12 protein-coding genes are annotated in these 10802 nt (G+C 57.9%); 4 read left to right on the forward strand and 8 right to left on the reverse strand.

The features are described from left to right. Positions 1-320 (forward strand): OsmC family protein (locus D8U69_RS08800; RefSeq protein WP_130907137.1); only part of this gene is annotated, 320 nt, incomplete at its 5' end. A gap of 91 nt (positions 321-411) precedes the next feature. Here the strand turns inward: D8U69_RS08800 and coq7 are convergent. From coq7 to hemJ, 6 genes are all read right to left on the reverse strand, one after another. Then, the gene (gene coq7, locus D8U69_RS08805; protein WP_056853582.1) at positions 412-1059 is read right to left on the reverse strand and encodes a 2-polyprenyl-3-methyl-6-methoxy-1,4-benzoquinone monooxygenase; all 648 of its coding nucleotides are present in this window, start codon (positions 1057-1059) and stop codon (positions 412-414) included. 147 nt (positions 1060-1206) lie between these two features. Continuing rightward, entirely contained in the window at positions 1207-1545 is a 339-nt protein-coding gene (locus D8U69_RS08810) for a histidine triad nucleotide-binding protein (RefSeq protein WP_008027110.1), read from the reverse strand. A gap of 81 nt (positions 1546-1626) precedes the next feature. Further along, positions 1627-2415 (reverse strand): SDR family oxidoreductase, encoded by a 789-nt coding sequence (locus tag D8U69_RS08815; protein WP_056853514.1) that lies wholly within the window; start codon positions 2413-2415, stop codon positions 1627-1629. 61 nt (positions 2416-2476) lie between these two features. Continuing rightward, entirely contained in the window at positions 2477-3433 is a 957-nt protein-coding gene (locus tag D8U69_RS08820) for a DUF805 domain-containing protein (protein ID WP_130907138.1), read from the reverse strand. A 76-nt stretch (positions 3434-3509) separates the two neighbouring features. Further along, positions 3510-4478 (reverse strand): nitronate monooxygenase family protein, encoded by a 969-nt coding sequence (locus D8U69_RS08825; RefSeq protein WP_130905958.1) that lies wholly within the window; start codon positions 4476-4478, stop codon positions 3510-3512. A gap of 31 nt (positions 4479-4509) precedes the next feature. Next, positions 4510-4941, reverse strand: coding sequence for a protoporphyrinogen oxidase HemJ (gene hemJ, locus D8U69_RS08830; RefSeq protein WP_130907139.1), 432 nt, complete (start codon positions 4939-4941; stop codon positions 4510-4512). A gap of 135 nt (positions 4942-5076) precedes the next feature. Between hemJ and argC the strand changes: the two genes are divergently transcribed. Both argC and erpA read left to right on the forward strand, forming a co-directional pair. Then, entirely contained in the window at positions 5077-6111 is a 1035-nt protein-coding gene (argC, locus tag D8U69_RS08835) for an N-acetyl-gamma-glutamyl-phosphate reductase (protein ID WP_056853510.1), read from the forward strand. A 167-nt stretch (positions 6112-6278) separates the two neighbouring features. Next, complete coding sequence (gene erpA / locus D8U69_RS08840; RefSeq protein ID WP_007906865.1) at positions 6279-6629, forward strand: iron-sulfur cluster insertion protein ErpA; 351 nt, start codon at positions 6279-6281, stop codon at positions 6627-6629. Between the two features lie 66 nt (positions 6630-6695). Here the strand turns inward: erpA and D8U69_RS08845 are convergent, their stop codons facing one another. Next, positions 6696-7787, reverse strand: a complete 1092-nt coding sequence (locus tag D8U69_RS08845; RefSeq protein WP_056853509.1) for an anhydro-N-acetylmuramic acid kinase — start codon at positions 7785-7787, stop codon at positions 6696-6698. A 3-nt stretch (positions 7788-7790) separates the two neighbouring features. Continuing rightward, a complete protein-coding gene (locus tag D8U69_RS08850; protein WP_130905956.1) occupies positions 7791-9224 on the reverse strand; it encodes a peptidoglycan DD-metalloendopeptidase family protein in 1434 nt (477 codons plus the stop codon). A 213-nt stretch (positions 9225-9437) separates the two neighbouring features. Between D8U69_RS08850 and tyrS the strand changes: the two genes are divergently transcribed. Further along, positions 9438-10637, forward strand: a complete 1200-nt coding sequence (gene tyrS / locus D8U69_RS08855; RefSeq protein ID WP_130907140.1) for a tyrosine--tRNA ligase — start codon at positions 9438-9440, stop codon at positions 10635-10637. Positions 10638-10802 lie beyond the last annotated feature (165 nt).

A 10802-nucleotide genomic window follows, 5' to 3' on the forward strand; every position in this document is an offset into this window, starting at 1 on the left:
ACCTGGGTGTCCGGCCGATGGAAATGCTCCTGCTGGGTGTTGGCGGTTGCAGCAACTTCGATGTGGTCAGCATCCTCAAGAAATCCCGCCAGGCTGTCGAGAGCTGTGAAGCCTTCCTCGAAGCCGAGCGCGCGACCGAGGACCCGAAAGTCTTCACCAAAATCCACATGCACTTTGTGGTCAAGGGCCGTGGCTTGAAAGAGGCCCAGGTCAAGCGTGCCATCGAACTGTCCGCCGAAAAATACTGCTCGGCATCGATCATGCTTGGCGCGGCGGGTGTCGAAATTACCCACGACTACGAGATCATCGAGCTCGGTTGATTCGACAGTTCTCGAGCACAAAAAAGGCGAATACCACACGGTAGCCGCCTTTTTTGTCCCTTGTAGAAGCGAGCCAGCTCGCTACCTCAGGTCAGATCCGATAAGTACTCTTGGTCATCACCTTGGCCAGCAAGCTCATCCCGAACTTCACCGGCGCCGGAAACCGAAAGCCGCCTGCGTCTAGCGCACTTTCGGCGTGCTGTTCTTCGTCGATGCGCATTTGCTCCAGGATCGCCCGGGACTTTTCATCCTCGGCCGGCAGTTGCTCAAGGTGTTCGTTCAAGTGTTTGCACACCTGATCTTCGGTCGCTGCAACGAAACCCAGGCTGACTTTGTCACTGATCAGCCCGGCAACAGCGCCGATTCCGAACGACATGCCATAGAACAGCGGATTGAGAATGCTGGTGTGGCTGCCCAACTGATGGATGCGTTGTTCGCACCAGGCCAGATGGTCGACTTCTTCTTCGGCGGCATGCTCCATGGCGGCGCGCACTTGCGGCAGCTTGGCGGTCAGGGCTTGGCCCTGGTACAGCGCCTGGGCGCAGACTTCGCCGGTATGGTTGATGCGCATCAGGCCGGCGACGTGCCGGGTCTCTTCATCGCTCATTTTCACGTCCGGCTGCACGATGGCGGGTGACGGGCGGTATGGCTGGCCACTGAAAGGCAGCAAAGTACGCATCGCGGCATCGGCTTGCAGCAGAAGGCGGTCAATCGGCGAGTAGTGACGTTGGGTAGTCATGCTGACCTCCGGAGGAATCTCGGCGGCCAGTTTAACCCAATCGGCCGGGGAAGGTTTGCGCTGGGTCATTGTGCTGCAGTTGCCATGACAATGTTGTGATACCCCGATGGGAGCGCCACTTGGCCGTTCCCATCGGGTGTGTTGTCATCAGCCCGGCGGCCAGTGCATCTGGCGCTGACCCAGCACATGCATATGAATGTGATAGACAGTTTGTCCACCTTCTTCATTGCAGTTCATGACAACGCGAAAGCCCTTCTCACAACCAAGCTCCAAAGCCAGGCGCTGGGCGGTAAACAGAATGTGCCCGGCCAATGCCTTGTCGTCTTCGGTCAGGTCATTCAGGGTGCGCACCGGCTTCTTCGGAATCACCAGAAAATGTACCGGTGCCTGTGGGGCGATGTCGTGGAAGGCCAGAACCTGGTCGTCCTCGTAGATGATCTTCGCCGGAATTTCCCGGTTTATGATCTTGGTGAACAGAGTATCCACAGCTGTTTTCTCCGTTGTTTGGGCTGGCCTGAGTGTACTCATGGGATTTGCCCGAGCCCAGCTTTTTACCTGCCAGACCTTTTAGCGCGGGCAATAAGCCTTGTTGACCATGCCGGTGATTGTCCGGATCAGCCAGCGCGAGCCGAACCGGGACAGGGCGGCGAGCCAGCGATTGCGCCGTCCCGGAATAATGATTGCGCGGTTTTTCTCAAGAGCCCGTACGGTGTAGAGCGCCACTTCTTGCGGGCTCATCAGCAGTTTGCTGTCGGCCAGTTTGTCTGTGTTCAACTGCGCGGTACGGAAAAATCCGGTGCGCGTCGGACCAGGGCAGAGCACCGAGACCTTGACCGCACATTTTTTCAGCTCGACGCGCAGCCCTTCGGAGAAGTGCAGCACGTAGGCCTTGCTCGCGTAATAAGTGCTCATCCACGGACCAGGATGGAACGCTGCGACCGAAGCGACATTCAGGATCTGCCCGCCGCCTTGTAGCGCCATACTGTTACCGATGGCGTGGCATAAACGCGTGAGGGCCAGGATGTTGACTTCGATCAGGTCTTGCTCGGTCATCCAGTCCTGGGCCAGAAAGGGACCGCAGGTGCCGATACCGGCGCAATTGACCAGCAGATCGATCTGACGGTCACCTTCCTCCAACTCCAGCAGGAACCCGGACAACCGCAGCGGTTCCCCCAGGTCGCAGGCGCGGAACAGCACTTCCACGCCAAAGCGTTGCGTCAATTCAGTTGCAATACTTTCCAGCTGATCACGCTGTCGGGCCACCAGAAGCAGGCTGCGTCCGCGGCGGGCCAGCGCTTCGGCCATCGCCAGGCCGATGCCGCTGGAAGCGCCAGTGATCAGAGCGTAACGGGTCATGCAGTTCTCCATCGCAACAGCTCCGCGCCGCGACGCGGGTGTCACGGGTGGGGAGCGCTGTTCATTCTTTGGCAGAGTCTACAGGGGGCTGGGCTTCTTCGGCTGCATCGGCGGCCGAATTTGCGTCAGGTTCGACTTCGACTTCAATTTCGTCGGTGGTGACCGAGCCACTTTGGTAGCTGCTTTCGAGTGTGTTTTCGTACTCATCCTTTATGGCCGAAAGGCCGCCCGCCAGAGCTGCGACGATAAACAGCGCGATCACCACCAGCCATAACGCGGATAACACTTTGACGGCAGTGCTGTTGGGTGGCGGCGGAGCGCCGTACCGGTTGGCAGTCTGGTTACCCGGCATCGCCAGCAGCAACAGCGGAAAGAAACTGCCCACGAACGGCACAAGATTGAGCAACCACAGCCAGCCTGACCAGCCAATATCGTGCAAGCGCTGGACGCTGATCATGATGCTGGCGATGAGGAACGCCAGACAGAGGGAGAAGGCCATAATGCCAGCGATGATCAGGCCGGCAGTCGAGTCGCTGCTGACAAGCGCGAGGCCAATCAGGGCGAATACACCGACAACGGCCATTGTCACAAGTCCAAGCACCATCGACCAGGCGAGAAAACGCAGGCGCCCGATACGCCCTTCAACGCCAAATGGTTTGAGTGTGGCGAACCCTGTAACACCTTCACCGACAATGGCTCGAGGAGGTGCATAAGGAGACTGCGGCTCTGCTATCGCGTCAGCGGGCACATGATCGTGAACGTCGGACAGATGCAATTGGATCGAAGGTTCGGATTCGATACGCGCATCGATGCCGGTGTTCTTCAGAGCCTGGAGGTAGGTCTGTGCATCGGCGTGCGACAGATCGCGCTTGAGGGCAACAGGCCGGCCACTGAACAAGCGTTCGATGGCGGTGACGTCGCTCTTGAACAGCGCCGCGAGATTGAGTTTGGCGGTGCCAATATCGACACCTGGTAGCAGAGCGCCGTCGAACACGATCTTGAAACGGTCTTCGCTCATTGCCGAGGCATCCTTGTCGCGAGAGTTTTAGTACAGCGAGTGTAAGGCCAGCCATGTGGACTGGCCTGTTTTTGTTTCAGCGTGGCCAGCGCTTGGGTAATTGAGCGGCGTGCTCCAGCGCCTTGCGATACTCGGCGTCGAGGCGCGCGACCAATTGGTCAACACTCGGCAGGTCATCGATTTCGCCTACGCCCTGGCCTGCGGACCACACGGTTTTCCAGGCTTTGGCTTCATCGTTCAGCGGCTTGAGTTTAGAGCCGAAATTGACCTCGCCTTTATTTTGCAGCGCCGCCATGTCGAAGCCGGCAGCTTCGAGGCTTTGGCGCATGAAGCTCGCCGGCACACCTGACACCGCTGGAGTATGGACGATGTCCGCCGCTTTGGACGTCAGCAGCATCTCTTTATAAGCGTCGGGTGCATGACTCTCGGTTGTGCCGATAAATCGCGTGCCGAAGTAGGCAAGATCTGCACCGAGCAATTGCGCCGCCAGAATTTCGTGGCCGTGGTTAAGGCAGCCAGCCAAGAGCAAGGTCTTGTCGAAGAACTGCCGGATCTCGGCGATCAGCGAGAACGGGCTCCAGGTCCCGGCATGCCCGCCAGCGCCTGCGGCGACGGCGATCAGGCCATCCACACCGGCCTCGGCGGCCTTCTCTGCATGGCGGCGGTTCGTTACGTCATGGAACACCAGGCCACCGTAGCTGTGGACCGCGTCGACCAGCTCTTTCACCGCGCCGAGGCTGGTGATCACGATCGGCACTTTGTGTTCGATGCAGATATCGAGGTCAGCCTGGAGCCGAGGGTTGCTGTTGTGGACGATCAGGTTCACCGCGTATGGCGCAGGTTCTTCCATTGTTGCCAGTCCTGCTTCGATCTCCTCCAGCCAGGCTTTGAAGCCGCTGCTCTCGCGCTGGTTCAACGCAGGGAAACTGCCTACCACGCCATTACGGCAGCAGGCGAGCACCAGTTGCGGGTTGGATATCAGGAACATCGGCGCTGCCACCACGGGCAAACGCAGACGTTGTTCGAGCAGAGCGGGCAGCGACATTGGAAGTACCCCGGTAAGTTATCTGTTGGAATTAGAACGGCCGAACGACGACCAGAATTACGATTGCCAGCAATATCAGAACCGGCACTTCATTGAACCAGCGAAAAAAGACATGGCTGCGGGTGTTTTCGCCACGGGCAAAACGCTTTACCTGCGCACCGCACATGTGGTGGTAACCGATCAGCAATACCACCAGGCTCAATTTGGCGTGCATCCATCCGCCTTGGCTGAAATAAGCGCCGGGGTTCAGGCTGATCAGCCAGCCGCCGAAGATCAGGGTCGCAATCATCGCCGGCCCCATGATGCCCCGGTACAGCTTGCGCTCCATGATGCTGAAACGCTCCTTACTGACGGTGTCTTCGCTTTGAGCGTGATAAACGAACAAGCGCGGCAGGTAGAACAGGCCGGCGAACCAGCAAACGACGCTGACGATATGAAGCGCTTTAAGCCACAGAAAAAGCATTTTTAGTTATCCCAGGATTCACGGTAGCCGGAATAGTAGAGGCTTGAGCGTCCGCACGTCACCTTGCCGGTTGTCGCAGGCGCGCGCGGCCCCTATTATCGACGGCTTTCCAGTGGGTTCGTTGAGGGCAGGTTTATGGTCAAGGTCGGTATCGTCGGCGGCACGGGTTACACCGGTGTCGAACTGCTGCGTCTGTTGGCGCAACATCCGCAAGCGGAAGTCGTTGTCATCACTTCCCGATCCGAGGCTGGCCTTGCCGTGGCCGACATGTATCCGAACCTGCGCGGCCACTACGACGGTTTGGCATTCAGCGTTCCGGACATCAAGACGCTGGGCGCCTGCGATGTTGTGTTCTTCGCCACGCCCCACGGTGTTGCCCATGCCTTGGCGGGTGAACTGCTGGCAGCCGGGACCAAAGTCATCGACCTGTCGGCGGATTTCCGTCTGCAGGATGCCGATGAGTGGGCCAAGTGGTATGGCCAGCCGCATGGCGCGCCAGAGTTGCTGGACGAGGCGGTCTATGGTCTGCCGGAAGTCAATCGTGAGCAAATCAAGAAGGCGCGCCTGATTGCTGTCCCGGGTTGCTATCCAACGGCGACGCAATTGGGGTTCCTGCCATTGCTCGAAGCCGGCCTGGCCGATGCTTCGCACCTGATCGCTGACTGCAAGTCTGGCGTGAGCGGCGCTGGCCGGGGTGCCTCTGTAGGCTCGCTGTACTCCGAAACGTCGGAAAGCATGAAGGCGTACGCCGTCAAAGGTCATCGTCACCTGCCGGAAATTCGTCAGGGGTTGCGCCGTGCAGCGGGCAAGGACGTAGGCCTGACTTTCGTTCCGCACCTTACGCCGATGATCCGTGGCATTCACTCGACGCTATACGCGACGGTCGTGGACCGCTCGGTGGATCTGCAGGCGCTGTTTGAAAAGCGCTATGCCAACGAACCGTTCGTCGACGTCATGCCGGCCGGAAGTCATCCGGAAACCCGCAGCGTGCGCGGTGCCAACGTATGCCGTATTGCGGTGCATCGTCCGCAGGACGGTGATCTGGTAGTCGTACTCTCGGTGATCGATAACCTGGTCAAAGGTGCTTCGGGGCAAGCGGTACAGAACATGAACATCCTGTTCGGCCTGGACGAACGTCTGGGTCTGTCCCACGCAGGCATGCTGCCGTAAAGCTGGTTTGCACACCAAAAAAGGCCCGTTGAACGGGCCTTTTTGCATTTGCGGATGGCGGTTGGGTTGGTTGATATAGCATAACAATAGTTGACCGCTTTTCTAGGAGAAGCGGATAATGCGCGTCATCACGCAATATGACGGCTTAGCGCCGGGAGATAGTCAGCATGAGCGTCGAATCCTTCACCCCCACGGCTTTGCAATTCACCCACGGTGCCGCGCACAAGGTGAAGAGCCTGGTCGATGAAGAGGGGAATGATCGCTTGAAGCTGCGCGTATTCGTTACGGGCGGCGGTTGTTCAGGGTTTCAGTACGGCTTCACCTTCGATGAAGAAGTGGCCGATGACGACACCATCGTCGAGCGCGAAGGTGTGAGTCTGGTGGTCGATCCGATGAGCTTCCAGTATCTGGCAGGCGCCGAGGTGGATTATCAGGAAGGTCTGGAAGGTTCGCGTTTCGTTATCAAGAACCCGAACGCAACCACTACCTGTGGCTGTGGTTCTTCTTTCTCGATCTGATCAGCACTCCAGCATCACTCAACGCCGCATGGCCGCCAGGCCCTGCGGCGTTTTGCTGTCCGGGCTTTATGCAGGATAGATAGCGCCAAGGACGCGTAGCCCGCGCGCGCCGGTCACACTTGGGCGATTGGCGGCGATGCCTTCGAGGCAGCAGTGAGCGAGCCAGGCAAATGCCATGGCTTCGACCCAGTCGGGATCGACGCCATAGGTTGATGTACTGCTGACTTTCGCCTTCGGAAGCAGGCTGGCCAAACGACTCATCAGTGTGGCGTTATGCGCGCCACCGCCGCAGACCAGCACTTCTTGTGTGTCTGTCTGGGCGCCTTGCAATGACTCGGTGATGGTCAATGCGGTCAGTTCAAGCAGCGTTGCCTGCACGTCTTCGGCAGCGAAGGGCGGGAGGTGCGCGAGGTGTTGCATCAACCATGGCAGGTTGAACACTTCCCTGCCGGTGCTTTTCGGGCCTTGGGTGACGAAGAATGGATCACTGAGCAGCGCCTTCAACAGCGTGGGTTGGACCTTGCCACTGGCGGCCCATTGGCCGTCACGATCATAGCTGTCGCCACGTTGCTGATGAATCCAGGCATCGAGCAGTACGTTGCCCGGGCCGCAGTCGAAGCCGCTAACCGGCTTGCCGGGTTCGATCAGGCTGAGGTTGCTGAAGCCGCCGATGTTGAGCACCGCGCGGTTGCCGGGCTGCGCATCGAACAGAGCTTCATGAAAGGCTGGGACCAGCGGAGCACCTTGACCGCCAGCGGCCACATCCCGACTGCGGAAGTCGCTGACCACGGTAATACCTGTCAGCTCGGTCAGCAGCGCGGGATTACCGATTTGCACCGTGAAACCGCGCGCAGGTTCATGGCGAATGGTTTGGCCATGGCTGCCGATCGCGCGAATATCGTCACGGGTAAGGTGCTGTTGAGTGAGGAGGGCGTTGATGCCCTGTGCCGCGAGTTTTACCCAGTTCTGCTGGGCGATGGCGGAGCGGGCAATTTCGTCCGGACCGCTGGCGCACAGGCCAAGCAGTTCTGTGCGCAAAGAATCGGGCATGGGAATGTAGTGGGTGGCGATCAGCCTGATCGCCGAGGTCTGCTCGACCAGGGCAATGTCCAGGCCATCAAGACTGGTCCCGGACATCACGCCTATATAAAACGGCATGACTCAGCGCTTCGCCGAAGCTAGCTGGGTGGCTTTTTCCTGGTCCATACGCGCCATCAGCGGTTGGCTCTGTGCCAGGAAGCGTGCGCGTTCTGCTTTGGAAATCGGATCGGCCATCGCGACTTTCTGGCCCAATGGGTCGACGTGCACGCCGTTTACCTGGAACTCGTAATGCAAATGCGGACCGGTGGACAGGCCGGTGGTGCCGATGTAGCCGATCACCTGGCCCTGTTTGACTGAGCCTCCGGTCTTGATGCCTTTGGCAAAGCCTTGCATGTGGCCATACAGCGTGCGGTAGCTGTTGCCGTGCTGCAGAATCACGGTGTTGCCGTAACCCCCGCGGCGGCCGGCCAGCAATACTTTGCCATCACCCGCAGCCTTGATCGGCGTACCGCGCGGAGCTGCGTAGTCCACGCCTTTGTGAGCGCGGATCTTGTTCAGGATCGGGTGTTTGCGACCCATGGAGAACTTCGAACTGATGCGGGCGAAATCTACCGGAGTCCGGATGAACGCCTTGCGCATGCTGTTGCCATCGGCGGTGTAGTAGCTGCTGTTGCCTTGTTTGTTGGTGTAACGCACGGCGGTGTAGGTCTTGCCGCGGTTGGTGAAGCGTGCAGACAGGATTGGGCCGTTGCCGACAGCTTTGCCGTTGACCACTTTCTGTTCGTAAATCACGTCGAACTCGTCACCCTGGCGAATATCCTGGGCGAAGTCGACGTCGTAGCCAAATACACTGGCCATGTCCATGGTAAGGCTATGGGACAGGCCGGCACGGGCTGCGGATTGTGAAAGCGAACTGTTGATGACGCCGTGAACATACGCGGATCGCACCGTTGGCTTGGCGGTGATCCGGTTGAACATGTAGCCCTTGTCAGTCTTGCTCAGGGTGATGGTTTCAAGGTCGCTTACCTTGCTGTGCAGGCTGCTCAGCTGGCCATCCGGACTCAATTCGAATTCGAGTTTTTGCCCGTGCTTGAGTTGGCTGAACTGCTTGGCCTGCTTGTCGCTGGCGAGCACGTCATGTACCGAAGTGGCCGGAAGACCGACCTTCTCGAAAAGTGTAGAGAGCGTATCGCCCTTCGAAACGATCACTTCCCTGTGGTTGGGAGCCTTCTTTTCTTCGGCGACCGCTACAGCAGGGGCGGGTTCCGGTGCGGCTTCAGCCGTTTGCGGTGTGTCTTCGACGCTGTTTTCGATCTGTGCGAAAGGAGAAGCTGCCGGCTCATTTGTGGCTTGAACGGCTTCAGCAGCGTCTTGATCTTGTGTCAGTTGTTCAGCAGGGCTTTCCAGTTCAAGACTCAGTGTCGTCTTTTTGGCTTCAACATCACTGGAAGGAAATACCAGAAGCGCCAGGCTCAAAAGGGCGGCGATGCCGCTCGCAGCGAGCAGGTGGGTCTTCGGGTAAAGCGGCGGCGCTTTAGACGATTCTTTGGTCATAAGTAGTTTTTTGACTTTGAAAAGATGAATTGGAAAAGATGAATGACATGATGAAGATGAAATAACTGTATAAAATATAACCAAATCATCTCTGAAGCAAGTCCACGGATATCGCTGTCTGTGGATTGGCGTCCGTGCGCCGGGCAAACCTTGTATTTGACGCACGTTCTTGTATGGTTGGTTCCCTTTGAATCTGAGCCTTGCAGGTTGGTTATGAAGTCGGTTGAAGAGCAGCTAGCGCTGATCAAACGTGGTGCAGAAGAACTGTTGGTCGAGTCCGAGCTGGTGGAAAAGCTCAAGCGCGGCCAGCCGCTTCGTATTAAGGCAGGCTTCGATCCGACCGCGCCGGATTTGCACCTGGGTCACACCGTGCTTATTAATAAGCTGCGCCAGTTCCAGGAGCTGGGGCATCAAGTGATCTTCCTGATCGGTGACTTCACCGGGATGATTGGCGATCCGAGCGGCAAGAGTGCAACGCGTCCTCCGCTGACTCGTGAGCAGGTTCTGGAGAACGCTGAGACCTACAAGACTCAGGTATTCAAGATTCTCGATCCTGCCAAGACTGAAGTGGCCTTCAACTCCACCTGGATGGACCAGATGGGGCCGGCCGATTTCATTCGCCTGACTTCCCAGTACACCGTGGCTCGCATGCTCGAGCGCGATGACTTCGACAAGCGCTACACGACCAATCAGCCAATCGCTATTCACGAGTTCCTGTATCCGCTGGTTCAGGGTTACGACTCGGTCGCCTTGCGTGCGGATGTCGAGTTGGGTGGTACTGATCAGAAATTCAACCTGCTGATGGGGCGAGAGCTACAGCGTGGGTATGGTCAGGAGGCTCAATGCATTTTGACCATGCCGTTGCTCGAAGGCCTGGATGGCGTGAAGAAGATGTCCAAGTCTTTGGGCAACTATGTCGGTATCCAGGAAGCGCCGGGAGTCATGTACGGCAAGCTGGTTTCCATTCCGGATGCGCTGATGTGGCGTTATTTCGAGCTGCTGAGCTTCCGTTCCATGGATGAGATCAATGCATTGCGTGCTGATGTCGAGGCGGGCGCTAATCCGCGTGACATCAAGATCAAGCTGGCTGAAGAGATTGTTGCTCGTTTTCACGGTGAAGAGGCCGCCGCCAATGCTCACCGCGGAGCCGGGAATCGCATGAAGGATGGCGAGCTGCCGGATGATCTGCCTGAGATCGAATTGACTGCCGCAGAGGACATGCCGATCGCAGCTGTCCTTAATAAGGCTGGCCTGGTCAAGAACTCGGCCGTGGCGCGAGATCTACTTGGGTCTGGTGGTGTGCGTGTAGATGGTGAGGTCGTGGATCGCACCTTTATATATGCACTGGGCGCGACCCATGTTTGCCAGGCAGGTAAAAAGGCATTTGCGCGTATTACGCTCAAATCCGAATAAACTTGAAATAAGGGGTTGACGGCGAATTTTAGAAGCCTATAATTCGCCCCACTTCCGGCGCAGTCGAAACGGAAAACTCCTTGGTAAACAAAGAGTTACGCGGTTTTCGGCAGCAAGTTGCTTCAGATCATCGAAGTCAGAAGGAAGTTGAAAAAGAGGTGTTGA

This window comes from Pseudomonas sp. Sample_16 (assembly GCF_004307665.1).
GTDB lineage: Bacteria > Pseudomonadota > Gammaproteobacteria > Pseudomonadales > Pseudomonadaceae > Aquipseudomonas.

Bases quoted from the DNA above. Each gene is read 5' to 3' on its own strand.
- hemJ (WP_130907139.1), bottom strand. From the start codon at position 4,941: ATGCTTTTTCTGTGGCTTAAAGCGCTTCATATCGTCAGCGTCGTTTGC.
- D8U69_RS08850 (WP_130905956.1), bottom strand. From the start codon at position 9,224: ATGACCAAAGAATCGTCTAAAGCGCCGCCGCTTTACCCGAAGACCCAC.
- D8U69_RS08820 (WP_130907138.1), bottom strand. From the start codon at position 3,433: ATGAGCGAAGACCGTTTCAAGATCGTGTTCGACGGCGCTCTGCTACCA.
- D8U69_RS08815 (WP_056853514.1), bottom strand. From the start codon at position 2,415: ATGACCCGTTACGCTCTGATCACTGGCGCTTCCAGCGGCATCGGCCTG.
- D8U69_RS08845 (WP_056853509.1), bottom strand. From the start codon at position 7,787: ATGCCGTTTTATATAGGCGTGATGTCCGGGACCAGTCTTGATGGCCTG.
- argC (WP_056853510.1), top strand. From the start codon at position 5,077: ATGGTCAAGGTCGGTATCGTCGGCGGCACGGGTTACACCGGTGTCGAA.
- D8U69_RS08825 (WP_130905958.1), bottom strand. From the start codon at position 4,478: ATGTCGCTGCCCGCTCTGCTCGAACAACGTCTGCGTTTGCCCGTGGTG.
- coq7 (WP_056853582.1), bottom strand. From the start codon at position 1,059: ATGACTACCCAACGTCACTACTCGCCGATTGACCGCCTTCTGCTGCAA.
- erpA (WP_007906865.1), top strand. From the start codon at position 6,279: ATGAGCGTCGAATCCTTCACCCCCACGGCTTTGCAATTCACCCACGGT.
- tyrS (WP_130907140.1), top strand. From the start codon at position 9,438: ATGAAGTCGGTTGAAGAGCAGCTAGCGCTGATCAAACGTGGTGCAGAA.